Source organism: Streptomyces sp. NPDC003027 (genome assembly GCF_053591435.1).
The window spans coordinates 31,421-54,682 of record NZ_JBSFTU010000006.1; the positions used below are offsets into that span (position 1 = coordinate 31,421).

The window sequence follows — 23,262 nt, forward strand, 5'->3', positions numbered from 1 at the left end:
GGCGAGGAGAGGCGTGTGAAGACGCGGTGGGGGCGGGGCGTGCTCCGCACAGGACGGACGGCCGGAGCGCTGGTCGCGGCGGTGTGCGCGGCCGCGGCCCTTCCCGGCCAGGCGTGGGCGGCAGGCGAGAGCCCGTACACCTTCGATGGCGCGGCGCAGCGGGTCGAGGGCGCGGCCTCCAGCCTGGACGCCGAGCGGCTGACGGCCGGCGGGACCTACCGGGACACCATCGAGAAGGACGGCAAGCTCTACTACCGCGTCGATCTCGACGCCGAGCGGAACGCGTACGTCTCCGTGGTCGCCGTCCCCAAGCCCGGCGGCAAGCCCGAGTACGGTGACGGCATCAAGGTGAGCATGCGGGACGGCTCCAACTCCCAGTGCGGTCACCAGGACACGGCGTTCGAGTCCGCCGGGTTCACCCGGCCCGTCACCGCCTACGCCCACCGCACGATCGAGGCGGGCAGCTCCACCTGCCAGCAGGCCGGCACGTACTACGTGCTCGTCGAGCGGACCTCCAAGTCCTCCTCCACACCCGAGGACTGGGACCTGGAGATCCGGTACCTCACCGAGCCGGGAGTGAAGCGGACCGGCCCCACCGCGCTGCCGGACGACTGGCCCTCGTCCTCGCCCCCGCCGCCCGCGGGCGGGCCCCGGAAGCGGCAGGGCGGCGCCGGCTTCCATGACGCCACCTCGCTGCGCCAGGGCGAGTGGCGCACCGACATCAAGCCCGGCCAGACGCTCTTCTACCGCGTGCCGGTCGACTGGAACCAGCAGATCTTCGCCACCGCGGAGCTGGGCACCAGCACCTCAGGTGACACGTACATCGGCAACGCGCTCGTGCTGTCGCTCGACAACCCGGCGCGCGGGCACGTCGACCAGGACACCGTCAGCTACGACGGCGATCCCGCGACGCTGGCGCTGGACCCGCACCGGCCGGTGGCCTTCGAGAACCGGTACTCCTCCAACAGCTATACGAACGCCCTCCGGTTCGCCGGCTGGTACTACCTGTCGGCCACCCTCAGCCCGGAGGTCGCCAAGGCGTACGGGGACAAGCCGGTGCCGCTGACGCTCCGGGTGAACATCACCGGGACGCCGAAGGCCGGGCCCGCGTACGCCGGGGACGCCGGGCCCTTCCAGGTCACCGAGGACGACAAGGAAGCGGCGGCCAGCGGTCACAGCGGACCGCAGGCGCAGAAGAGCCACTCGATGCGGCTCGTCGCCGCGGCCGGCATCGGGGCCGGTTCCGTGCTGGTCCTCGCCCTCGGGGTGTGGACGGTCGTGGCGCGACGGCGGGCGGCCCGGGTACCGCAGGACGGTCCGGCGCGGTTCGGACCACCGGCGGCCTGGTAGGGGGCCCTCCGTCACGGCCCGGGAGCCGACGGCCTTCGGCCGTCAGGTCTGGGTGAGCGCCCAGATACCGACCGCGAAGCAGATCAGCGCCACGATCAGCACCGGGACCGCCACCTTCGGGGGCGGTCCCGGCCGCCTCACCGGAGTGGTCACCGGGACATCGGCGGCCTGATGCGGAACCTGCGCGGCCCGAGTGGTGTAGGGCCGGGTAGTGGCATGCTCGTACGACCCCGCGGCCGTCGGGATCTGGGCGACATCCGCCGCGCCGGCGGGATGGGCGGAGACGGCGTGCGCGGAGGGATGCCGGGCGGGGCCGGCGGCGGGCTGCCCCGGGGGCGGGGGCAGATGGAAGCTCCCCGTCTCGGAAGGTTGCGGTACCGGCTGCCGGGACTGCTCGGCGGACAGCCGCTGCTGTACGTGGATGGGGGCGGGAGCGGGCATGGCGGCCGGGGCCGGCGGCGCCGGCTTCTCGGGACCGTTCGGGCCGAAGCCGGGCGGCAGCGGCCCGATCTGGTCGAAGACCTCGACCGGCTCCTCGTCCGGGCCCGCCTCGGGCAGCAACTCGACCGCGGCGGTGAGCGCCTTGCGTACGCCCGTGGCCGTCCGGAACCGTGCCTGCGGATCCGGTTGAAGCAGACCCGCGATCACCTGCCACAGCGGCTCGGGAACGCCGTGCGGGGCGCCGGGGGTGCCGTGCGCCATGAAGTACTCGATCAGCGCCCGGGAATCGGGCTTCTGACCCTGGAGCAGATAGAGCGCGACCAGGCCGACCGCGAACAGATCGGCCGGGAAGTCCGGTTCCGAGCCCATCATTTGCTCGGGTGCGAAGTAACCCGGCGTGCCCACCACGTAGTCGGTCTCGGTCAGACGTGGTTCACCCTTGCGCATGGAGATGCCGAAATCGGACAGCCGCAGATGCGGCCGCCCGGCTCCGGTCACGTCGAGCAGGATGTTCGCCGGTTTGATGTCGCGGTGCACGACCCCCTCGGCATGCACCGCGGCGAGCCCGGACAGCAACTGGTCGAGCAGCGTGCAGACGAAGCGCGGCGGCAGCGGGCCGTAGTCGGCGATGACATGCGCCAGGGAACCGCCGGCCACCAGGTCCATGGTGAACAGCACCTTGTCGTCGTCCGCGGCCCAACTGGCCGGGGCGAGGACATGCGGGTGGTCGATCCTCAGCGCCTGCTCGCGCACGAAGCGGAGCAGCGTGTGGGCGTCGCTCTGCTGGAGGACCTTGGCCGCCACATAGCGGCGGCGCCGGTGGTCCCAGGCGCGCCAGACCGCGCCGACGCCACCACGTCCGATCGGGTCGATCAGCACGTACCGACCGGCGAAGACCTCACCCATTGCGCTGCGCCCGCTCCCCGTCGTGCCGAATCGGTTCCGTCGTGCCGAATCGGTTCCGCCGGGCCCGTTCCGATCGCTGTACGGGCGGGCCGGCGGCTCGGCGTCAGTTCTGGTGCGACTCGTAGTGCGCGACCGCGTCCGCGGTGCGCCCGGCGCCGTACACCCGGAGGAACTCTGCCAGTTCCGGATGGGCCGGGGCGAGGGAGTCGGCCGCGTCGATGATGTCGCCGGCGGCAGCCACGGAGCGCAGCAGCGACTGGATCTCGCGGACCACCCGGCGCACCGTCGGCGCACCGGAGCTGTTGGTCGTCTGGCTGGTGCCGGTCAGCACGGAGCCCCCCTGCGACTTCTTGATCTCGTCCATCCGGTCCGTGGCCTCGGCCGCGCTGACGCTGCCGTCGGCGACCTGGCTCGCCAGCTCCTGCAGCGCCTGCACGCGCTGCACCACCGCGGGGTTGCCGATCTTGGCCCGCTGGCCGCTCATCAGCTGGGAAAGCATGGGTGCCGACAGTCCGAGCACGGCCGCCAGCCTGGCCTGGTTCAGCCCGAGATCGTCGATCAGCCGACGGAAGAGCGCCCCCAGCGGCTCTCCGTACCAACTGCGCTGAAGCTCCCTGGCTCTGGCCGTGGCTTCCTGCTGCGCTGCATCCATTACTTCTCCCCATCCCTGCGGTTCGCCACTGCGAACCTCGGTCAGCATCTTACGGAGCGTGGTCGCCGACCGGGAGTCCCAATCCTTTTGCGAGATCCAGCGGATGACCCGGTACTCTGTTCTCGTTCCGGGGCCTTAGCTCAGTTGGTAGAGCGCTGTCTTTGCATGGCAGATGTCAGGGGTTCGACTCCCCTAGGCTCCACCGGATGAGACCCCTCTGAGCTGCGTAGAAGCGCTCAGGGGGGTCTTTTTTCCGCTCTGCCTGCGCCGTGCTGGGCCGTCCGCTGCCGCGTGCGGCGCTTCAGGAGCAGAAGTGGCCCAGGCTCCCCGGCGGTCAATGGACCTGTCTGGATGGGCCACCCGCTCCTAGCGTCGCTCCTATGGCGAACACCTCCTCCCGGGCTCCCCGAGCCGCCGGAGCGCCGCGAGCGCTCCTCCTCGCGCAGTTGAGCAACGCGATCGGCGACGGGGCCTTCTACGTCTCCTCGGCCCTCTACTTCACCCGGTTCGTCGGGCTCTCCGCGCCCCAGATCGGCCTCGGGCTCACCCTCGCCTGGGCGGTCGGCTCCGTCGCGGGCGTACCGCTCGGGCATCTCGCCAACCGGCGGGGCCCACGCGGCACGGCGGTTCTCCTCGCGCTCACGACCGCGGCCGCCGTCGGCTCGTTCCTCCTCATCCGCTCCTTCGTGCCGTTCCTGATCGCCGCCACCGTCTACGCCACCGCCCAGAGCGGCCTCGCCGCCGCCCGTCAGGCGCTGCTCGCCGGGCTCGTCGCTCCCACGGCCCGTACGGAGGTCCTGGCCAGGCTCCAGGCCACGCTCAACGGCGGACTCGCCGTCGGCGCGGGGATCGGCGGACTCGCCCTGCACGCCGGAACCCCCGTCGCGTACCTCTCGGTGTTCGCCCTGGACGCCCTGAGCTTCCTCGTCTGCGCGCTCGTGCTGCGCCGGCTGCCGCTGGTGCCCGGCACCCCCGCGTCCGGTGGCGGCGAGCCGCGCCTGCGGGTGCTGCGCGACCGTCCGTACGCGCTGCTCACCTTCCTGAACGCGCTGCTGCTCCTGCGGCTGCCGCTGCTCAGCCTCGCCCTGCCGCTGTGGATCGTGGAGCGGACCTCGGCACCGGGGTGGGTGGTCTCCGCGCTCTTCGTCCTCAACACGGGGGCCGTGACGCTCTTCCAGGTCCGTACCGCCAGGGCGGTGACCGGCCTCGCCGAGGCCACGCGCGCGGTGGGCCGCTCCGGCGTCATCATGCTGGCGGCGTGTGCGGTCTTCGCGGTGACGGCGGCCGGACTCGGGCCGTGGACGACGGTCGCCGTCCTCCTCCTCGCCGCCGCCCTCCAGGTCGCCGCGGAGATGCGTCACTCCGCCGGGTCCTGGCAGATCGGCTTCGCCCTGGCGCCGGCCGACCGGGTCGGGCAGTACCAGGGGTTCTTCGGCATCGGGGTCCCGGTCGCGAGGACGCTCGGACCGCTGCTGGTCACGTCGCTGCTGGTCACCTGGGGCGTGCCGGGATGGCTCGTGCTCGGCGGGATCTTCCTGGCCGCCTCGGCGGCGACCGGGCCCGCGGTGCGGTGGGCCGAGCGGTCGGGGGCTCATCCCTCCGGGGAGCCGCGGTACGGCGACCCCGTCGGGGCCCGCTGAGCCGTACGGGTGGTGTTCATCGGAAGAACTGCGCGCCGACGGCGTCGCTCCGTGGAATCCGGAAGTGCGTACACATCATGAGAAAGGTATGTAAAGCGCGCAACCCGAAATGATCCATCCGGGAACGTCACGAAAGCGAGGGGCCATGGCCACCGCCAAGGTCAAGCAGTTCTGGACCGCCTTCATCTCCGTACTCTTCGCCCTGCTCGCCTCCGTCGGCCTGGCGGGCAACGCCACCGCCGCGCAGGCCCCCTCCGTCCAGCGGCCGGAGGAGCCGACCGCCCCCGGCAGCGTCGCCCACCGCGGCACAGCTGCCTTCGCCGCCGTACCGGCACAGCGGACGCATCGGTGGAGCCCGGTGCGGGACCGCTCGCTGCCGCCCACGATCAAGCAGCGCATCAGCGCCGAGGCCCACGGTTCCTCGCCCTCCGTACGCCACCGCCGCGCCGGCTCCCCGACCGAGACGGACACGGCCGACCACTCCGAGCTCTCGGGACTGGCACTTGCCGCCGCGGCGTAGGGCGCGGGGAGTCATCTCGCTCCCCGCGCCCTGCGCCGAGGCCGCTCAGCGACGCTCGTCGCGGTCCGTGGCCTCGGTCCCCTCAGCGGCCGCCGCATCGGCTTCGGCCTGCTTGGCCTCCATCTCGGCGTCGAGAGACCCGCTGCCGTCGACGGACGACAGCGCGACCCCCTCGTCGACCTCGGTGGGAGCGGGCGGTTCGACCAGCCAGTCCGGGTTGGCCTGCTTGTCCCACCACTTCCAGGCGGCGTAGGCGCCGCCGGCCAGCACACCGAGGATCGCGAGTCGCTTTCCGAGACGTCCGGCCCTGGCCCGACGCTCGTGCTTCCTCACGATCTTCTGAATCTCCTTCGGCGTCACCTGACCGCGCAGCGCGGCCCAGGCGGCGGTGGAGCGCGACCCGGCCTCGTCGAGAACCGGACCGGTCGCGGCGACCGCGTGCTCGACACGCGGAACGGTGTAGTCGGCCGCCTGACGGGCGGCCTTGCGGGTCCGTACCGCGGCACGTTGCGCGGCGGCGTCGACCCGCGGCGGTACATGCGGTGCGACACGGGAGTCGTACTGCACACGAGCTTGAGTACGGGCCCGAAGAGCGGCCTTCGAGACTTTCGGCGCGAGCCGGACGCGTGCCGCGTGCGCGTAGAGCGCGGCGTGGTCCTTGGCCGAGCCCGCATACAGCGCGGCGTGGTCCTTGGCCGAGCCCGCATACAGCGCGGCGTGGTCCTTCGCCGTGCCGGCATAGGGCGCCACCACTTCCGCGGCGTGCAGCACGCTGTCCTTGGCCGAATCGGTCGCGGCGCGCACGCTGTCCATCCGGGTCACGGGATCCTCCTACTCGGTGGCGGTGTCGGTTTTTCGCCTTTCCACCCTTTTCGAAATCATGCCTGCCGGATCGTGGTCCGGCATGCGTTGGCGGGCATCCGGGGCATGCGAGGATCGGACCGCCAGGGGAGACCTCGGAGAAGACCTTCGGAGACGATCTTCGGAGCACCTCTCGGAGGAGGCCCCCAGAAGAGATCTATGGAAGGCGGACCGTGGCCGAGCAGCTTTACGCCACTCTGAAGACCAGCCAGGGCGACATCGAGATCCGGCTGCTGCCGAACCACGCCCCCAAGACGGTCCGGAACTTCGTGGAACTCGCCGAGGGCCGGCGCGAGTGGACCCACCCCGCCACCGGCAAGGTCTCCACCGACCGTCTCTACGACGGCACGGTCTTCCACCGCGTCATCAGCGGCTTCATGATCCAGGGCGGCGACCCGCTGGGGAACGGGACGGGCGGGCCGGGCTACGAGTTCCCGGACGAGTTCCACCCCGAGCTGTTCTTCGACCGCCCGTACCTGCTGGCCATGGCCAACGCCGGCCCGGGTACGAACGGCTCGCAGTTCTTCATCACGCTCGGCGCCACGAGCTGGCTCAACCGCAAGCACACCATCTTCGGCGAGGTGGTGGGCGAGGCGAGCAAGAAGGTCGTCGACGCGATCTCCACCACGGAGACCAACCCGCGCACCGAGCGCCCGGTGCGGGACGTGGTCCTGGAGTCGGTCGTGATCGAGAAGCGCCAGAGCTGAGCACGGGAACCGAACGCACGGGAGCCGAACGCACCGGAGCCGCCCGCCCACGTGCCCGGCCGAGCGCTCCCGAATCCGCGATCCCGGTGACCCGGTGAGCCGATGAGCCGGTGACCCGGGAACCTTTTCGCCCCGCTCATCCGTAGGGAGGGCGGGGCGGTGCCGTGCGGCCCTTCCGCCGCCGGTACGCAGACCCCAGCCGCCCCCTGAACCCGGGAGGGACCTCCATGGAGCCGGAGACCGGCCTGCCGCGCTGTTACCGCCACCCGGACGTCGAGACGGGCATCAGCTGCACCCGCTGCGAGAAGCCGATCTGCCCGCAGTGCATGGTCTCCGCGTCCGTCGGTTTCCAGTGTCCCGACTGCGTACGCACCGGCTCCGGCACGGGCCACGCGCCCGACGCCAACCAGCCGCGGACCCTGGCGGGCGGCCGGGTGGCGTCCGACGGGCGCTTCATCACCAAGATCCTCATCGCGATCAACCTCGCCCTGTTCATCGCCGTCCAGGTCGCGGGCGACCGGCTCGTGGACGAGCTGTCGCTGATCGGCTACGCGTACAACCCGGTGCTCGGCGAGGTGGTGGGCGTCGCGGACGGCGAGTGGTACCGGCTGGTGACCTCCACCGTCCTGCACCAGGAGATCCCGCACTTCCTCTTCAACATGCTGGGTCTGTGGATCATCGGCGGAATCGTCGAACCGGAGCTCGGGCGGATCCGCTACACCCTGCTGTGCCTGCTCTCCGGGCTCTCCGGCTCGGTGCTCGCGTTCCTGTTCGCCGCGCCGAACCAGCCCTCGCTGGGCGCCTCGGGCGTCGTCTTCGGCCTGATCGGCTCGTGGGTGGTGCTGGCCCGCCGGAAGCGGTACGACATGCGGCCGGTCGTCCTGTTCACCGCGCTGTCGCTGCTGCTGACCTTCACCCGCCCGGGGATCTCCTGGGAGGCGCACATCGGTGGCCTCGTCGGAGGCGCCCTGGTCACCTACGCCCTGGTGCACGCACCACGGAAACGGCGGGCCCTGGTGCAGTACGCGGCCTGCGGGCTGGTCCTTCTGATCGACCTGGGGACGGTCATCGCCCGCACGGCCGCGCTCACCTGAGCGCGAGGGGCTGTGGACGAGCTCCTGGGGAAGCTTTCCCCAGAGTTATCCACAGCGCGTGGCGGATCGGGCACCCGTCCTGGGGAACAACTGTGCCCCTCGTCCCTGACCTGGGTCTTTCCAGGAGGGACAAGGGGCGTGCGGTGCCCTCGAAGAGGCTGTCGCAGTCACACCGGCGTCAACCGAGCACCGGGTTATCCACAGATCTTCGTAAGTTATCCAGTGCTGTGCACAACGCTGTGGATAACTCGGGCGACCGGCCGGGGGACCAGCCGGGCCGCCGCACGTGGGGAGGCTACTTCCACTGGGTGGAGACGCCGAACCCGGCCGCGATGAAGCCGAAGCCCACGACGATGTTCCAGTTGTTGAGGGACTTCACCGGCAGCGTGCCGTCGGTGACGTAGAAGACGACGATCCACACCAGCCCGATCAGGAACAGCGCCAGCATCACCGGTGCCACCCAGCTGCGGTTGGTCAGCTTGATGTTGGTGGCCTGCTGGGCGGGCGGAGGCGTGAAGTCGGCCTTCTTGCGGATACGTGACTTCGGCACGAGGGACTCTCCTGTCGATGCGCTGCGTGACCGCGCAGGGAACTGTGGCTGGCGCCGGGATGTGACGTAGGAGGACCACTGCGTCCCCCGGGCGTCCGTTAGCGTAGTGCTTCCGTGGCACCGAAGGGGATCAGGGTACGTTGAGCAATTCCGCCGACTCTCCCACCGGGCCGGGCCGAGCCTTCCGATGGCGGCCCGTCCGGCTCCTCACCGCTGCTGTTTTCGCCCTCGCCGGGCTGATCTTCGTCACCAGTTTCAACACCGCCAAGGGCACCAACATCCGTACGGACGCCTCGCTCCTGAGGCTCTCCGACCTGATCGAGGAGCGCAGCCACAAGAACGCGGGCCTGGACGAGTCCACCGCCGCGGTGCGTCGGCAGGTTGACGCACTCGCCGCCCGCGACGACGGCTCCACCAGGGCCGAGGACGAGAGGCTCCGCGCCCTGGAGGCGGCCGCCGGGACCGCGGAGACCTCCGGTTCCGGGCTGACCGTCACCCTCAATGATGCCCCCGCGAACGCCCAGGCGGCCCCCGGCTACCCCGAACCGCAGGCCAACGACCTCGTGATCCACCAGCAGGACCTCCAGGCCGTCGTGAACGCCCTGTGGAAGGGCGGCGCCAAGGGGATCAAGGTCATGGACCAGCGGCTCATCTCGACCAGCGCGGTGCGCTGCGTGGGCAACACCCTGATCCTCCAGGGCCGGGTCTACTCACCGCCGTACAAGATCACCGCCGTGGGTGACCGCGGCAGGCTCGCCAAGGCGCTCGCCGACTCCCCGGCGATCCAGAACTACCAGCTGTACGTGAAGGCGTACGGGCTCGGCTGGAAAGTGGACGAGCACGGGGCGGTGACTCTCCCCGGCTACTCGGGCACGGTGGATCTCCACCACGCGAAGCCTGTGAGCTAGGGTCTTTCGTTTGGATCATGCCCGGCCCGCGGGCCCTGGCGCCTCGGAGTGGGGCGGCAGCCACCGGCTGAGCGTCCGGGCCCGCCTGGACGTCACCCGGAATGTGACGCGGGGCAAGCCGCCGGCTTTGGACAGCTGACCCCTCGCGAGGGCATCGCCCCGTAGTCTGGACCCGTAACGAACGGAAGGGGCGGCGGACGTCATGTACGGCTGGATCTGGCGGCATCTGCCGGGCAACGCGTGGGTGCGAGGCATCCTGTCGCTCGTGCTGGTCCTCGGCGTCGTCTACGCGCTCTTCCAGTATGTGTTCCCCTGGGCGGAGCCTCTGCTTCCGTTCAATGATGTGACGGTGGACGGCCAGTGAGCGCGCGGATTCTCGTCGTCGACAACTACGACAGCTTCGTCTTCAACCTCGTTCAGTACCTCTACCAGCTCGGCGCCGAGTGCGAGGTGGTGCGCAACGACGAGGTCGGACTGAGCCACGCTCAGGACGGCTTCGACGGCGTCCTGCTCTCTCCCGGGCCGGGCGCGCCCGAACAGGCCGGCGTCTGCATCGACATGGTGCGCCACTGCGCGGCCACCGGCGTGCCGGTCTTCGGTGTCTGCCTGGGCATGCAGTCGATGGCCGTGGCGTACGGCGGTGTGGTCGACCGCGCCCCCGAGCTGCTGCACGGCAAGACCTCCCTCGTCCGCCACGAGGGCAAGGGCGTCTTCGCGGGCCTGCCGTCGCCGTTCACCGCGACCCGCTACCACTCGCTGGCCGCCGAGCCCGCGGACCTCCCCGCCGAGCTGGAGGTCACGGCCCGGACCGAGGACGGCATCATCATGGGGCTGCGCCACCGCGAACACGCCGTCGAGGGCGTGCAGTTCCACCCGGAGTCGGTGCTCACCGAGCACGGCCACCTGATGCTCGCCAACTGGCTGGAGCAGTGCGGCGACAAGGGGGCGGTCGGGCGGTCGGCGGGGCTCGCGCCGGTGGTGGGCAAGGCCGTCGCGTGACGGCGGGGTCGCCGTGGTTCCGGGCGACGAACCTGCCGGAGGAACCAGAGCCTGTTCCCGCCTCGGAGTACGGAGCGCCCGTGCCGGAGTCCGCACCCCGATCCGTACCGCACGCCGTGCCGCCGCCCTCCGCTCCGGACCCCATATCCGCGCCGGGATACGAGGAGACGGCCTACCAGCCCCCCTACGGGGCCGCGGCCGGGTACGAGCCGGTAGGGGAGCCGCAGGCGTCCCAGGAGCCCCACAGGCCCCTTGAGACGGCCTACGAGGCGCCGCACGATCCGTACCAGCCGTTCGACGAGACGATGGCCCTGCGTTCCGTGGAGCCCACGCCCGCCCCCACGCCCACGCCCGACCTCGGGCCCGGCCGGGCCGAGCGCCGGCGTGCCGCCAAGGGCAAGGGCCGGCGCGGTGCGGCCCCCCCGGCGGCGGCCGCACCCGCCGCCCCCCTGTCACGCGTCGAGGCCCGCCGGGCGGCACGCGCCCGCAAGGAGAGCGTCGGCGTGGTCGCCAGCCGGGTGGTGGGCGAACTGTTCATCACCTTCGGCGTCGTCATGCTCCTGTTCGTCACCTACCAGCTGTGGTGGACCAACGTCAGGGCCGGGCAGCAGACGGACAAGGCGAAGGAGCAGATCGAGGACGCCTGGTCGAAGGGCCGCGCACCCGAGGCGTTCGAGCCGGGACAGGGCTTCGCGATCATGTACATCCCCAAGCTCGACGTGGTCGTCCCCATCGCCGAGGGCATCAACAAGTCCAAGGTCCTGGACCGGGGCATGGTGGGCCACTACGCCGACGGCACGCTGAAGACGGCGATGCCCTCCGACAAGCAGGGCAACTTCGCCGTGGCCGGCCACCGCAACACGCACGGCGAGCCGTTCAGGTACATCAACCAGCTGCGGCCGGGCGATCCCATCGTCGTCGAGACCCAGGACACGTACTACACCTACGAGATGGCGAGCATCCTGCCGCAGACCGCGCCGTCGAACGTCGCGGTCATCGACCCGGTGCCCAAGGGGTCGGGCTTCACGGGCCCGGGGCGGTACATCACGCTGACCACCTGCACCCCCGAATTCACCAGTACCTACCGCATGATCGTGTGGGGCAAGATGGTCGAGGAACGCCCGCGCAGCAAGGGGAAACCGGACGCGCTCGTAGGCTGAGACCTCCACACCTCCAGACGGGACGACGTAGTGGCACGTGCGCGCAACCGGATCGCCGGAATCATCAGCCTCTTCGGTGAACTCCTCATCACCGCGGGCCTGGTGCTCGGTCTCTTCGTCGTCTACTCCCTGTGGTGGACCAACGTCCTCGCCGACCGCGCCGCCGACCAGGAAGGCGAGCAGGTCCGCGACCGCTGGGCCGGTGGCCCGGGCGCCCTCGACACCAAGGACGGCATCGGCTTCCTGCACGTACCCGCCATGGACAACGGCGAGATACTGGTCAAGAAGGGCACCGACAGCGACACCCTCAACAACGGCGTCGCCGGCTACTACACCGACCCGGTCAAGTCGGCCCTCCCCCAGGACAAGCAGGGCAACTTCACGCTCGCCGCGCACCGGGACGGGCACGGGGCGAAATTCCACAACATCCACAAGTTGAAGAACGGCGACTCGATCGTCTTCGAGTCCAAGGACACCTGGTTCATCTACAAGGTGTACAAGACCCTGCCGGAGACGACGAAGTACAACGTGGACGTCCTCCAGCCGGTTCCGGAGGAGTCGGGCAGGAAGAAGCCCGGCCGCTACATCACGCTGACGACATGCACACCGATGTACACCTCGGACTACCGCTACATCGTCTGGGGCGAACTGGAACGCACGGAGAAGGTCGACCGGGACCGCACGCCGCCGATGGAGCTGCGCGCTCGGTGAGAACGGGCAGGAGAGAGCCCCGGCATCCCTCTGGATGCCGGGGCTCTTCCGGTGGTGTGCGCGGCGGACCGGGGTCCCGGCCCCGCCCGGCGGATCAGCGCCGGACAGGACCTGGCCCAGGACCTAGTCGAAGAATCCGTTGCCGTCCTCGCCGCCCGCCGTGTAGACCGTGATCGTCTGACCCTGGGTGACCGGGCTGCCTTCCGGCGGGTTGGTGCCCAGGACGGTCGCGTTCCTCTTGTCCGAGCCCTGTGCCGCCACGACCAGGCCGAGCGCCTCGAGCTGCTGCTTCACTTCCTCGAACTTCTTCCCGGCGAGGCCGGTCGGGAGCGTGGTCTCCTGCTGCTGCGGGCCCTTGGAGACCTTCAGAGTGATCTGGACGTCCTTGGACTGGTCGGTGTTGGCCTCCGGCGTCTGGCCGATGACCGTGCCGGCGGGCTGGTCCGAGTCCACGTCCTGGCGGGCGATGTTGGTGAAGCCGAGCGTGCTCAGCTGCTGCACCGCCGCGTCGTAGGACTTGTTGGTGACGTCGGGCAGCGGCGTCTGCTTCTTCTTCGACACCGTGATCGTGACCTCGGTGTTCTGCTCCGCCTTCGAGCCGCCGGTCGGGTTCTGACGCAGCACCCGGCCCGGCTCCTCCTCGGACTCCTCCTTCTCGACCTTCACCCGGAAGCCCTTCGCCCGCAGCTGTTCCTCCGCGCGCTCCTGGGACTTCTCGGTGACGTCCGGGACCTCGATCTGCGGCGCGCCCTCCGAGACGACGACCGAGATCGTCTCGTTGACGTTCATCTTCGCCGTGCCGTCCGCCACCGGGTTCTGCCGGCAGATCGTGCCCTTCGGCTGGTCGCAGCGCTCCGAGCCCGACTGCGCGACCTTCACCTGGGCGTTGGTCGCGAGCCCCTCGGCTTCCTGCAGCGTCTTGCCGACGAGCTGCGGCACGGGCACCTGCTCCGCGCCCTTCTTGCCGTCGAAGATCGAGAGGCCGATCAGGACCGCGCCGACGAGCACCAGGATGCCCGCGAGGACGAGCAGGATGGTCGAGGTGTTCGACTTCTTCTGGCGGCGGCGGTCCGGGCGGTCGTCGTAGCCGTAGCCGCCGTCGTCCGGGTTGATCGGAGGCAGCATGGACGTCTGGCCGGCCGGGTCGGCCTGGCGCAGGGCCGTCGTCGGCTGGTCGTCCGGCGGGTAGCCGCCGTAACCGCCGCCGTACGCGGCCGCTCCCATCGCCGCGGCCGCCGCGACCGGCTGACCGTCGAGGCACGCCTCGATGTCGGCGCGCATCTCGTCCGCGGACTGGTAGCGGTAGTCGGGGTCCTTGACCAGTGCCTTCAGGACGATGGCGTCCATCGAGGGCGTGATCTCGGGGTCGAAGTTGCTCGGCGGCTGCGGCTCCTCCCGTACGTGCTGGTAGGCGACCGCGACCGGGGAGTCGCCCACGAACGGCGGCCGGACGGTCAGCAGCTCGTACAGCAGGCAACCGGTGGAGTACAGGTCGGAGCGGGCGTCGACCTGCTCACCCTTGGCCTGCTCCGGGGAGAGGTACTGGGCGGTGCCGATGACCGCGGCGGTCTGCGTCATGGTCATGCCCGCGTCGCCCATGGCGCGGGCGATGCCGAAGTCCATGACCTTGACCTGGCCGGTGCGCGTCAGCATGACGTTCGCCGGCTTGATGTCGCGGTGCACGATGCCGGCCCGGTGCGAGTACTCCAGCGCCTGGAGGATGCCGACCGTCATCTCGAGCGTGCGCTCGGGCAGCAGCTTGCGCCCGGAGTGAAGCAGCTCACGCAGGGTGGAGCCGTCGACGTACTCCATCACGATGTACGGGATGGAGACCCCGTCGACATAGTCCTCGCCGGTGTCGTAGACCGCGACGATCGCCGGGTGGTTGAGCGAGGCGGCGGACTGGGCCTCACGGCGGAACCGGGCCTGGAAGGACGGGTCACGGGCGAGGTCGGCCCGCAGCGTCTTCACGGCGACGGTGCGGCCGAGCCGGGTGTCGTGGGCGAGGTAGACCTCTGCCATGCCACCACGGCCGAGCACCGAGCCCAGCTCGTACCGGCCGCCGAGGCGACGCGGCTCTTCCATAACTGATCCAGCCCTCTCCGTCTGTCCCGACCGCACCCGTGTGTGGTCCGGCGGTGTGCTGTTCGCGCATACGCTACCGGCCTCACGGAAGGCGTTCCGACCGTGACCGGCACCTGATACCTGACCGGTACACGGCCGGTATCCGGCCGGTGCCCGGCCGGCGGGGTCAGCTCTTGTTCTTCAGTACCGCCTTCATCACGGCCTTGGCGATCGGGGCGGCGAGGCCGCCACCGCTGATGTCCTCGCGGGAGGTGCCCTCGGAGTCCTCGACGATGACCGCGACCGCGACAGGGGATCCCTGGTCGGTCTTGGCGTAGGAGATGAACCAGGCGTAGGGGCGCTTGGCGTTCTTCTCGCCGTGCTGGGCCGTACCCGTCTTGCCGCCGACCTTCACGCCGTCCATGTTCAGGGCGGCGTTGCGGCCGGTGCCGTTCTCGACGACGTTCTCCATCATCGTCTGGATCAGCTGGGCGTTCTGCTGCGAGACCGGGCGGCTCATCTCCTCGGGCTCGTTCCGCTTGAGCACGTCGAGGTTGGGAGCGCGCAGCTCCTCGATCATGTACGGCTTCATGAGCTTGCCGTCGTTGGCGATCGCGGCGGTGACCATCGCCATCTGGAGCGGGGTGGTGGCGGTGTTGAACTGGCCGATGGAGGAGAGCGCGTTCCCGCCGCGGTCCATCTTCTTGTCGTAGACGGAGGCGGCCGAGCGGACCGGGGTGAACTGCTCGGCGTTGAAGCCGAACTTCTCCGCCGTCTCGACCATCTTGTCGCGGCTGACCTCGTCACCGAGCTTGGCGAAGACGGAGTTGCAGGAGACTTCCAGCGCCTTGTTCAGGCTGGCGTTCTCGCAGCCCTGGGCGTGGTTGACCATGTTCTTGCTGGAGAGCGGGATCTTGTACGGCTCGGGGGTGTCCGTCGGCGCGTTGATGTCCGTGACCTTGCCGTGCTCCAGCGCCGCGGCCGCCGTGACGACCTTGAAGACGGAGCCGGGCGGGTAGATCTCGCGCAGCGCGCGGTTGAGCTTCGGCTTGTTCTTGTCCTTCTCGAGCGCGACCCACGCCTTCTCGTCCTTGCCGGAGTAGCCGGCGAAGGACGAGGGGTCGTAGGAGGGGGTGGACGCCAGCGCCAGGATCTTGCCCGTACCGGGCTCGATGGCGACGACGGCGCCCGTCTTCTTGCCGAGCCCCTCGAAGGCGGCCTTCTGGGCGGCGCCGCTCAGGGTGGTGACGACGTCGCCGCCCTTCTTCTTGTCGCCGGTGAACATCGCCAGCGTGCGGTCGAAGAAGAGCCGGTCGTCGTTGCCGGTGAGGATGCCGTCCTCGATCTTCTCGATCTGGTTGGCGTCGTACGCCTGGGAGGCGTACCCGGTCACCGGGGCCCACATGGGACCGTCGATGTAGGTCCGCTTGAACCGGTAGTACGGGTCCTGGGAGTCGACCGACCCGGTGATGGGCTTGCCGTCCACGATGATGTTGCCGCGGACGTTGGCGTACCGCTCGATCTGCACGCGCTTGTTGCGGGGGTGCGCGTTCAGTTCGTCGGCGCGGACGTACTGGATCCAGTTGTCGCGGATCAGCAGGGCGAGGACCAGCAGGCCGCAGAAGATCGCGACCCGGCGCAGGGGCTTGTTCACGGACGGACCACCTGGGTCATCTCGGCGTCGGGGGACGGGGCGGGGGCGGGCGCCGGGCGGCGCGCGGTGTCGCTGATCCGGATGAGGATGCCGATCAGGGCCCAGTTGGCGATCACGGAGGAGCCGCCGTACGCGAGGAACGGCATGGTCATACCGGTCAGCGGGATGAGGCCCATCACACCGCCGGCGACGACGAAGATCTGCAGCGCGAACGCGCCGGACAGGCCCATGGCGAGCAGCTTGCCGAACGGGTCGCGGGCCGCGAGGGAGGTGCGGACACCCCGCTCGATGATCAGGCCGTAGAGGAGGAGGAAGGCCATGACGCCGGTCAGTCCGAGCTCCTCGCCGACGGTGGCGAAGATGAAGTCGGAGTTGGCGGCGAAGCCGATCAGGTCGGAGTTGCCCTGGCCGAGGCCGGTGCCGAGGATGCCGCCGGAGCCGAAGGACATCATGACCTGGGTCATCTGGTCACAGGCGGCGACCGTTTCGGCACAGGCGAAGGGGTCCGCCCAGGCGTCGACACGAGCCTGGACGTGACTGGCGAAGGAGGCCACGCCGACGGCGCCCGCGACGGACATCAGCAGACCCATGACGATCCAGCTGGTCCGCTCCGTCGCCACGTACAGCATGATCACGAACATGCCGAAGAACAGCAGCGAGGTGCCGAGGTCGTTCTCGAAGATCAGGATGAGGAGGCTGACGGCCCAGATCGTGATGATCGGGCCGAGGTCGCGGCCGCGCGGCAGATAGAGCCCCATGAAGCGGCGGCTGGCCAGGGCCAGGGCGTCCCTCTTCACCATCAGATAGCCGGAGAAGAACACCGCGAGGACGATCTTGGCGAACTCGCCGGGCTGGATGGAGAAGCCCGCGACGTTGATCCAGATCTTCGCGCCGTAGACGGCCGTACCGAGGCCCGGCACCAGCGGGAGGAGCAGCAGGACGAGCGCCGCCACCATCGAGATGTAGGTGTAGCGCTGCAGGACGCGGTGGTCCTTCAGGATCAGCAGCACACCCACGAACATGGCGATGCCGATCGCCGAGTACAGCATCTGCTGGGGGGCGTCCGGACTGAAGCTGTCGTACAGGCGCTTGGACGTGGCGATCAGCCGCGGCGACTGGTCGAGCCGCCAGATCAGCACCAGACCGAGGCCGTTGAGCAGCGTGGCCAGCGGCAGCAGCAGCGGGTCCGCGTACGGGGCGAACTTCCGCACCACGAGATGCGCGACGCTCGCGAGCAGGCCGAGGCCCAACCCGTAGCCGAGCATCCCGGAGGGCACCTCACCGTCGATCGCGAGGCCGACGTTGAGGTACGCGAACACCGGGATGACGACGGCGAACGCGAGCAGCGCCAGCTCGGTGTTGCGGCGGCTCGGCGCCTCGATCGCGCCGATGGTGGTCGTGTTGGTGACAACGCTCATGGTGGTGAAAGGCCCCCCTACGGGTGCTTACTGCTTGCCGCAGTTCGAGGCCAGCTTCTGCTCGTCCTCCGAGAGGGTGGGGCCCGGGGAGGGAGCGGCTGTGGTGGGCTTGGTGTCGGGCGCGGTCACGCCGGCCGGGGGCTTGCTCGCCTGGTCCGCGGCCTTGTCGGCCGCCGCACGGCGCTGCTCCTGCTTCTTGCAGGCCGAGGCCTGCAGGGCGAGCTCCTGGATCTTGGTCTGCGCCTTGCCGAGGCTGCCCCCGGCGATCGTGTCCTCGACCTGCTTGCGCTGGTACGGCGGGAGGTACTTGAGTTCGATCTCGGGATGGTCCTTCTCGACCTCCGAGAGCGACAGCCAGGCGAGATCCTGGCTGATGCCCCGGTACAGCGCGACGTGCTCGTCCTTGGCACCGACGTAGTACTGGGTCTGCGTCCAGCGGTAGCCGCTGTACGCGCCGCCGCCGAGCACGGCGAGCGCGAGGATCAGGAAGAAGCTTCGCTTCAGCCACTTGCGGCCGGTGCGCGGCTTGTCGAAGTCCTCGTCGGTGTACGCCCCGAACGAGCCCTGCGGAGGCATTCCGCCGTAGCCGTGGTCGTCGCCGCTGCCGGGCGGGCCGAAGCCGCCCGCCGGCGGCTGCTGGGGCGAACCGGTGCGGCCGAGCCCGGAGGCGCGGCCGGCCGGGGTCTGCATCGCTCCGCCGTCGTGGGGCTGTGCCTGGTTCTCGGCGACCGCGCCGACGATGACGGGGGTGTCGTTGAGCTGACCGGCGAGGGTGTCGCCGCCGTCGACGTCGAGGACGTCGGCGACGATCACCGTGATGTTGTCGGGGCCGCCGCCGCGCAGCGCGAGCTGGATCAGCTCCTGCACGGTCTCCTGCGGGCCCTGGTAGCTGGCGAGGGTGTCCTCCATCGTCTGGTGGGAGACGACTCCGGACAGCCCGTCGGAGCAGATGAGGTAGCGGTCACCGGCGCGGACCTCGCGGATCGACAGATCCGGTTCGACATGGTCGCCGCTGCCCAGCGCGCGCATCAGCAGCGAGCGCTGCGGGTGGGTGGTGGCCTCTTCCTCGGTGATCCGGCCCTCGTCGACGAGCCGCTGCACCCAGGTGTGGTCCTGCGTGATCTGGGTCAGGACGCCGTCGCGCAGCAGATAGGCGCGGGAGTCGCCGACGTGGACCAGGCCGAGGCGCTGGCCCGTCCACAGCAGGGCGGTGAGCGTGGTGCCCATGCCCTCGAGCTGCGGGTCCTCCTCGACCATCATCCGCAGCTGGTCGTTGGCGCGCTGCACCGCGGCACCGAGCGAGGTGAGGATGTCCGAACTGGGGACGTCGTCGTCGAGGGTGACCAGGGTGGAGATCACCTCGGAGGAGGCGACCTCACCGGCGGCCTGGCCGCCCATGCCGTCGGCGATCGCGAGCAGCCGCGGTCCGGCGTAGCCGGAGTCCTCGTTGCCCTCGCGGATCATGCCCTTGTGGGACCCGGCGGCGAAGCGCAGTGACAGACTCATGCGCACCTGCCCTGTCGACGCCGCCTCGGGGTACAGCCGGTCTCGAGCCACACTGCCCACCCTCCGGTCGGGAGCCCGTGCCGGTGCGCGGCCCGGACCTGCCGGTCCGCCGCGCGATCCGTCGAGGGGACCGCCTCGGCCCGCTCGCTCCGCTCGCACTCATTCATGACGTAGCACTACTTCCGCAGCTCGATGACGGTCTTGCCGATGCGGATCGGCGCGCCCAGCGGAATCGGCGTGGCGGTGGTGAGGCGGGTCCGGTCGAGATACGTGCCGTTGGTGGACCCGAGATCCTCGACGATCCACTGCCCGTCCCGGTCCGGGTAGATCCTGGCATGCCGGCTGGAGGCGTAGTCGTCGTCCAGCACGATCGTCGAATCGTGGGCCCGGCCGAGCGTGATGGTCTGCCCCTGCAGGGCGACCGTCGTGCCGGTGAGGGTGCCCTCGGAGACGACCAGCTTCGTCGGGGCGCCACGGCGCTGGCGGCCGCCGCCCCCGCTCTGCTGGGCGCGCTGCTGGGGAGGCGCGGCCGCCTGGCGCGCGTTCTGCTGCGGCCTGGCGTCCTGGCGCCGCGAACCGCGCTGTGTGACACGTGTGCCGAACAGATCGCTGCGGATGACCTGAACGGCCACGATGACGAACAGCCACAGAACGGCCAGGAAACCCAACCGCATGACCGTCAGGGTCAGCTCTGACATTGCCCCCGCTTCACCCTTCGGCTTGCCGGTAAACGATGGTGGTGCTGCCCACGACGATCCGCGAGCCGTCGCGGAGCGTAGCGCGGGTGGTGTGCTGCCCGTCCACCACGATGCCGTTGGTGGACCCGAGATCCTGGATCGTCGAGGGCGTTCCGGTCCGGATCTCGCAGTGCCGACGCGAAACGCCGGGATCGTCGATCCTCACGTCCGCGTCGGTGCTGCGGCCAAGGACCAGGGTCGGGCGGGAGATCTGGTGGCGGGTGCCGTTGATCTCGATCCAACGGCGCACCTGGGCGCCGGAGGTGGGCATCGGGCCGGGCGCACCGGCCGCGGGACGGCCGGCGGCCGGAGCCGTGCGCTGGGGGCTGCCCGGCGGCGGGGCCGCGGGCATCGGCGGAGCGCCGACAGGCGGGTAGCCGTAGCCACCGGGGGCGCGGCCCTGCTGGCCGGCGGCGGGCGGCTGCGGCTGTGACGAACTCGACGCGAGGGTGCGGCTGCGCACCCGGTACAGACCGGTGTCGAGGTCGTCGGCCTTCTCCAGATGGACCTTGATGGGGCCCATGAAGGTGTAGCGCTGCTGCTTGGCGTAGTCGCGGACCAGGCCGGACAGCTCGTCGCCGAGCTGGCCCGAGTAAGGGCTGAGACGCTCGTAGTCGGGCGTGCTCAGCTCGACGATGAAGTCGTTGGGTACGACGGTCCGCTCGCGGTTCCAGATCGTCGCGTTGTTGTCGCACTCGCGCTGGAGAGCGCCCGCGATCTCGACGGGCTGGACCTCGGACTTGAAGACCTTGGCGAAGGTGCCGTTGACCAGACCTTCGAGACGCTGCTCGAACCGCTTCAGGACTCCCATGGGGCACCTCCTCCGTCGTTGCCGTCCTGGTACTGCTTACTGATCGTATCCACGCGTCGGGAAATCGGCTGGTTCCCCTTCTCTGCCCTGTGGACGAGTGTCACCTCTCACACGGATCGTAGAGGCGGCCTGTGGACAGTGTCCCGCACCCGGGGAGCGTCCTGGGAGAGCGGGGCGAAGCGGCGGGGCGGCCGGTGGGCGGTCCGTCCTGTTCCTCCCGGTACTCGACCACGTTCCCGCGCGGTCCTCGGTCGCTTTCCCGTCCGTACTCGACCGACTCGGTCCTGGTCCTCGAACGATCCGTCGGGCGCCTCCTTCTTCTTCCGGCTTCTTCTTCCGGCTTCTTCTCGCGGCCGCCGTCTCCTCCCTCGCTCGTGTCTCCTCCCTCCCTGTTCACCGGGCGGGCGGCCGAAACAACGGATGTGAATCCACGGTCTGCGGCGTGCTAATCTTCTGATGTCGCCAGGCGCTCGCACCGAAAGGTGAGGGAGCCCGGAGCACACCCAATGCGCGGGTGGCGGAATAGGCAGACGCGCTGGATTCAGGTTCCAGTGCCCGAAAGGGCGTGGGGGTTCAACTCCCCCCTCGCGCACCAGACGGAAGCCCCGTAGGTCATCGACCTACGGGGCTTCCGCGTTGTCGGTTCTTGTCCGGCTCTTTCTGCCCGGCACTTCGTGTCCGGCTCTTTCGTGCGGTGTCGGTCGCGAGGGGCCGGTCCCGAGGGCGGGGTGCGACGTTCGTCGCAGCGGCGGGCGACAAAAGTCGGACGCGGGCGGGACGGGCCGCTGCCTAGGGTGCGGGCGTGGACGCGTCTTCGAAGATCAGAGCCGGGATCGGTGCCGGGTGGCGGTGGTTCGCGGCGCCCGGCATGTGGTCGCGGCGCAGGGCCGCCGGCGAGGCGGTCCTCGCGGTGGTGATGGCGCTGCTCGCGGCCGGGACCGAGGAGCTGGTCGGCGGCGAGGGGTGGCGGCTCGTATGGGTGGCCCTGACCGCCGCCCTGCTGTCGCTGCTGCGGCGCCGGCTGCCCGCGACGGTACTCATCGCGACCGGGGCGCTCGCGCCGCTCCTGCCGGGGTTCCTGGTGCTGCTGATCCTCGTCGGCTGGTCGGCGGGACGCCATGTGGCCGGTGCGGGACGCGCACTGACGGCGTACACCGTCTCGTACGTACTGAACGTCGGCACGACCCTGCTGGAGTCCTGGGCGCAGCAGCGGATGCTCAGCCTCGTGCTGCTGACGACGCTGTACTACCTGGCGACGACGCTGGCACCCGGGCTCGCCAACCGCTACTGGACCCAGCGGCGGACGCTGCTGCACGCGCTGCAGGAACGCAACGCCCAGTTGCTGCGGGAGCGGGTCATGGTGGCGAGCCAGGCGCGGCTGCGGGAGCGGCAGCGGATCGCCCAGGACATGCACGACAGCCTCGGCCACCAGCTGGCGCTGATATCGGTGCACACCGGCGCCCTGGAGGTGGACAAGGAACTGACCGACCGGCAGCGCGAAGCGGTCGGCGTGCTGCGCGACGCGTCGGTGACCGCGATGCACGAGCTGCGCGAGGTCGTCGGCATTCTCCGGGACGGGATCGAGGCGCCGGACACGGTGCCGACCGTACCGGCGCGGGCCGGTGACGAATCGGGACGGGCGGCACGGGGGGCCGCCGGTATCGAGGGGCTCGTGGAGGCGGCGCGGGCCGCGGGGAACCAGGTGGAGCTGCGCCGGCTCGGGGGCTGTCAGCCGCTGCCGCCCGCCGCCGACCACGCGGCGTACCGGATCGTCCAGGAGGCGCTGACCAACGCCTACAAGCACGCGCCGGGTGCCCCGATCGAGGTCGAGCTGCGCTACGAACCGGACTCGTTCGTGGTGGAGATCGTCAACGAGGCGGCCGCGGAGCCACCGCGTGACGTGGTGAGCGGCGGTCAGGGGCTGACCGGGCTGCACGAGCGGGCCCGGCTGGTCGGCGGCATGGTCCACGCGGGGCCGGTGGACGGCGGGGGCTTCCGCGTCGCCGGGGTCCTGCCCTACGGCGTCGTGGAGGCAGCGCCTTTGGTAGATGTGGCCGACGACTTCCGGCAGCAGTCGACGGCACCCGTGATCGGCGACGGTGGGCGGGTGTCAGTCGGACCGGCCGACTGGACGTTCACGGAGCGGGAGTTGGCGATGGCGCTGAGCGGGGGCAGGAGCAAGGGCGGCGGGTTCGCGCTGGGATGCGGGATCGCGTTCGCGGCACTGGTGCTGCTGATGGTGGCCGTGGGCTTCGGCATCTACTTCCTGATGGGATCGGTGAAGGAGGGGATGATCGACCCGGGCCAGTACGACGCGGTGAAGGTCGGTACGGCCGAGCAGGAGGTCCGCGACCAGCTCCCCTCCGGCGACACGATCGCCACCACGGGACTGCACGGCAGAGGCCCCGCCGAGCCCGAGGGTTCGAAGTGCCTGGTGCTGATGTCGTCGGAGATAGGGGAAGGGATCGAGACGGAGCCCGTTTTCCGGTTCTGCTTCAAGGACGGCAAGCTGATCGAGAAGAAGTCGTACGAGGTCAAGCGGTAGCGCTGGGCCCGCCCGTATCGGTAGCCGT

At 70.2% G+C, this 23,262-nt stretch carries 21 protein-coding genes and 2 tRNA genes; 13 read left to right on the forward strand and 10 right to left on the reverse strand.

The genetic code is table 11. The features are described from left to right. Nucleotides 1-15 precede the first annotated feature (15 nt). Entirely contained in the window at nt 16-1,350 is a 1,335-nt protein-coding gene (locus tag ACWDX6_RS06905) for a hypothetical protein (protein WP_451483889.1), read from the forward strand. A gap of 42 nt (nt 1,351-1,392) precedes the next feature. Here the strand turns inward: ACWDX6_RS06905 and ACWDX6_RS06910 are convergent, their stop codons facing one another. Both ACWDX6_RS06910 and ACWDX6_RS06915 read right to left on the reverse strand, forming a co-directional pair. Continuing rightward, nucleotides 1,393-2,697, reverse strand: a complete 1,305-nt coding sequence (locus ACWDX6_RS06910; RefSeq protein WP_451483890.1) for a serine/threonine-protein kinase — start codon at nt 2,695-2,697, stop codon at nt 1,393-1,395. A gap of 103 nt (nt 2,698-2,800) precedes the next feature. Continuing rightward, complete coding sequence (locus ACWDX6_RS06915) at nt 2,801-3,349, reverse strand: helix-turn-helix domain-containing protein (RefSeq protein ID WP_356887217.1); 549 nt, start codon at nt 3,347-3,349, stop codon at nt 2,801-2,803. A 129-nt stretch (nt 3,350-3,478) separates the two neighbouring features. Here ACWDX6_RS06915 and ACWDX6_RS06920 point away from each other — a divergent pair. The 3 genes from ACWDX6_RS06920 to ACWDX6_RS06930 all read left to right on the forward strand — a co-directional run bounded on the left by ACWDX6_RS06920 (nt 3,479) and on the right by ACWDX6_RS06930 (nt 5,509). Continuing rightward, nucleotides 3,479-3,551: transfer RNA gene (locus ACWDX6_RS06920), tRNA-Ala, on the forward strand. 178 nt (nt 3,552-3,729) lie between these two features. Continuing rightward, nucleotides 3,730-4,989 carry an MFS transporter gene (locus tag ACWDX6_RS06925; RefSeq protein WP_451483891.1) on the forward strand — a complete coding sequence of 420 codons (1,260 nt, stop codon included), beginning with the start codon at nt 3,730-3,732 and terminating at the stop codon, nt 4,987-4,989. 145 nt (nt 4,990-5,134) lie between these two features. Then, the gene (locus ACWDX6_RS06930) at nt 5,135-5,509 is read left to right on the forward strand and encodes a DUF6344 domain-containing protein (protein WP_451483892.1); all 375 of its coding nucleotides are present in this window, start codon (nt 5,135-5,137) and stop codon (nt 5,507-5,509) included. Between the two features lie 45 nt (nt 5,510-5,554). Here the strand turns inward: ACWDX6_RS06930 and ACWDX6_RS06935 are convergent, their stop codons facing one another. Continuing rightward, nucleotides 5,555-6,331, reverse strand: a complete 777-nt coding sequence (locus ACWDX6_RS06935; protein WP_451483893.1) for a DUF5324 family protein — start codon at nt 6,329-6,331, stop codon at nt 5,555-5,557. A 212-nt stretch (nt 6,332-6,543) separates the two neighbouring features. Between ACWDX6_RS06935 and ACWDX6_RS06940 the strand changes: the two genes are divergently transcribed. Both ACWDX6_RS06940 and ACWDX6_RS06945 read left to right on the forward strand, forming a co-directional pair. After that, entirely contained in the window at nt 6,544-7,077 is a 534-nt protein-coding gene (locus ACWDX6_RS06940) for a peptidylprolyl isomerase (RefSeq protein ID WP_451483894.1), read from the forward strand. A gap of 227 nt (nt 7,078-7,304) precedes the next feature. Beyond that, the gene (locus ACWDX6_RS06945) at nt 7,305-8,171 is read left to right on the forward strand and encodes a rhomboid family intramembrane serine protease (RefSeq protein ID WP_451483895.1); all 867 of its coding nucleotides are present in this window, start codon (nt 7,305-7,307) and stop codon (nt 8,169-8,171) included. A gap of 295 nt (nt 8,172-8,466) precedes the next feature. Here the strand turns inward: ACWDX6_RS06945 and crgA are convergent, their stop codons facing one another. After that, on the reverse strand, nt 8,467-8,721 hold the full coding sequence (gene crgA, locus ACWDX6_RS06950; protein WP_451483896.1) for a cell division protein CrgA: 255 nt from the start codon (nt 8,719-8,721) through the stop codon (nt 8,467-8,469). Between the two features lie 140 nt (nt 8,722-8,861). Between crgA and ACWDX6_RS06955 the strand changes: the two genes are divergently transcribed. The 5 genes from ACWDX6_RS06955 to ACWDX6_RS06975 all read left to right on the forward strand — a co-directional run bounded on the left by ACWDX6_RS06955 (nt 8,862) and on the right by ACWDX6_RS06975 (nt 12,499). Beyond that, nucleotides 8,862-9,629, forward strand: a complete 768-nt coding sequence (locus tag ACWDX6_RS06955; RefSeq protein WP_451483897.1) for a DUF881 domain-containing protein — start codon at nt 8,862-8,864, stop codon at nt 9,627-9,629. Nucleotides 9,630-9,831: 202 nt separating this feature from the next. Next, on the forward strand, nt 9,832-9,993 hold the full coding sequence (locus ACWDX6_RS06960) for a hypothetical protein (RefSeq protein ID WP_451483898.1): 162 nt from the start codon (nt 9,832-9,834) through the stop codon (nt 9,991-9,993). Beyond that, a complete protein-coding gene (locus ACWDX6_RS06965; protein WP_451483899.1) occupies nt 9,990-10,628 on the forward strand; it encodes an aminodeoxychorismate/anthranilate synthase component II in 639 nt (212 codons plus the stop codon). The genes ACWDX6_RS06960 and ACWDX6_RS06965 overlap by 4 nt, the downstream gene beginning before the upstream one ends. Beyond that, nucleotides 10,625-11,788, forward strand: a complete 1,164-nt coding sequence (locus ACWDX6_RS06970) for a class E sortase (protein WP_451483900.1) — start codon at nt 10,625-10,627, stop codon at nt 11,786-11,788. Before ACWDX6_RS06965 ends, ACWDX6_RS06970 begins: the two co-directional genes overlap by 4 nt. A 30-nt stretch (nt 11,789-11,818) precedes the next feature. Then, a complete protein-coding gene (locus ACWDX6_RS06975) occupies nt 11,819-12,499 on the forward strand; it encodes a class E sortase (protein WP_451483901.1) in 681 nt (226 codons plus the stop codon). Between the two features lie 123 nt (nt 12,500-12,622). Here ACWDX6_RS06975 and pknB read toward each other — a convergent pair whose 3' ends face one another. From pknB to ACWDX6_RS07005, 6 genes are all read right to left on the reverse strand, one after another. Next, on the reverse strand, nt 12,623-14,584 hold the full coding sequence (gene pknB, locus ACWDX6_RS06980) for a Stk1 family PASTA domain-containing Ser/Thr kinase (protein WP_451483902.1): 1,962 nt from the start codon (nt 14,582-14,584) through the stop codon (nt 12,623-12,625). Between the two features lie 166 nt (nt 14,585-14,750). After that, nucleotides 14,751-16,217 carry a peptidoglycan D,D-transpeptidase FtsI family protein gene (locus tag ACWDX6_RS06985; RefSeq protein ID WP_451483903.1) on the reverse strand — a complete coding sequence of 489 codons (1,467 nt, stop codon included), beginning with the start codon at nt 16,215-16,217 and terminating at the stop codon, nt 14,751-14,753. Beyond that, nucleotides 16,214-17,635, reverse strand: coding sequence for an FtsW/RodA/SpoVE family cell cycle protein (locus tag ACWDX6_RS06990; RefSeq protein WP_451483904.1), 1,422 nt, complete (start codon nt 17,633-17,635; stop codon nt 16,214-16,216). The genes ACWDX6_RS06985 and ACWDX6_RS06990 overlap by 4 nt, the downstream gene beginning before the upstream one ends. Nucleotides 17,636-17,662: 27 nt before the next feature. After that, the gene (locus ACWDX6_RS06995; RefSeq protein ID WP_451483905.1) at nt 17,663-19,141 is read right to left on the reverse strand and encodes a Stp1/IreP family PP2C-type Ser/Thr phosphatase; all 1,479 of its coding nucleotides are present in this window, start codon (nt 19,139-19,141) and stop codon (nt 17,663-17,665) included. Between the two features lie 176 nt (nt 19,142-19,317). Continuing rightward, nucleotides 19,318-19,839 carry an FHA domain-containing protein FhaB/FipA gene (locus tag ACWDX6_RS07000; RefSeq protein WP_451483906.1) on the reverse strand — a complete coding sequence of 174 codons (522 nt, stop codon included), beginning with the start codon at nt 19,837-19,839 and terminating at the stop codon, nt 19,318-19,320. Nucleotides 19,840-19,849: 10 nt separating this feature from the next. Beyond that, nucleotides 19,850-20,689, reverse strand: coding sequence for an FhaA domain-containing protein (locus tag ACWDX6_RS07005; RefSeq protein WP_451483907.1), 840 nt, complete (start codon nt 20,687-20,689; stop codon nt 19,850-19,852). 508 nt (nt 20,690-21,197) lie between these two features. Here ACWDX6_RS07005 and ACWDX6_RS07010 point away from each other — a divergent pair. Beyond that, nucleotides 21,198-21,284, forward strand: a tRNA-Leu gene (locus tag ACWDX6_RS07010). Nucleotides 21,285-21,491: 207 nt separating this feature from the next. Beyond that, nucleotides 21,492-23,234, forward strand: a complete 1,743-nt coding sequence (locus ACWDX6_RS07015; protein ID WP_451483908.1) for a sensor histidine kinase — start codon at nt 21,492-21,494, stop codon at nt 23,232-23,234. The last annotated feature ends 28 nt before the right edge of the window (nt 23,235-23,262 follow it).

Excerpts from the sequence above, each read along its gene's own strand:
- ACWDX6_RS06910 (WP_451483890.1), bottom strand. The coding sequence starts at position 2,697 with ATGGGTGAGGTCTTCGCCGGTCGGTACGTGCTGATCGACCCGATCGGA.
- ACWDX6_RS06915 (WP_356887217.1), bottom strand. The coding sequence starts at position 3,349 with ATGGATGCAGCGCAGCAGGAAGCCACGGCCAGAGCCAGGGAGCTTCAG.
- ACWDX6_RS06925 (WP_451483891.1), top strand. The coding sequence starts at position 3,730 with ATGGCGAACACCTCCTCCCGGGCTCCCCGAGCCGCCGGAGCGCCGCGA.
- ACWDX6_RS06930 (WP_451483892.1), top strand. The coding sequence starts at position 5,135 with ATGGCCACCGCCAAGGTCAAGCAGTTCTGGACCGCCTTCATCTCCGTA.
- ACWDX6_RS06945 (WP_451483895.1), top strand. The coding sequence starts at position 7,305 with ATGGAGCCGGAGACCGGCCTGCCGCGCTGTTACCGCCACCCGGACGTC.
- ACWDX6_RS06960 (WP_451483898.1), top strand. The coding sequence starts at position 9,832 with ATGTACGGCTGGATCTGGCGGCATCTGCCGGGCAACGCGTGGGTGCGA.
- pknB (WP_451483902.1), bottom strand. The coding sequence starts at position 14,584 with ATGGAAGAGCCGCGTCGCCTCGGCGGCCGGTACGAGCTGGGCTCGGTG.
- ACWDX6_RS06990 (WP_451483904.1), bottom strand. The coding sequence starts at position 17,635 with ATGAGCGTTGTCACCAACACGACCACCATCGGCGCGATCGAGGCGCCG.
- ACWDX6_RS06995 (WP_451483905.1), bottom strand. The coding sequence starts at position 19,141 with ATGAGTCTGTCACTGCGCTTCGCCGCCGGGTCCCACAAGGGCATGATC.
- ACWDX6_RS07000 (WP_451483906.1), bottom strand. The coding sequence starts at position 19,839 with ATGTCAGAGCTGACCCTGACGGTCATGCGGTTGGGTTTCCTGGCCGTT.
- ACWDX6_RS07005 (WP_451483907.1), bottom strand. The coding sequence starts at position 20,689 with ATGGGAGTCCTGAAGCGGTTCGAGCAGCGTCTCGAAGGTCTGGTCAAC.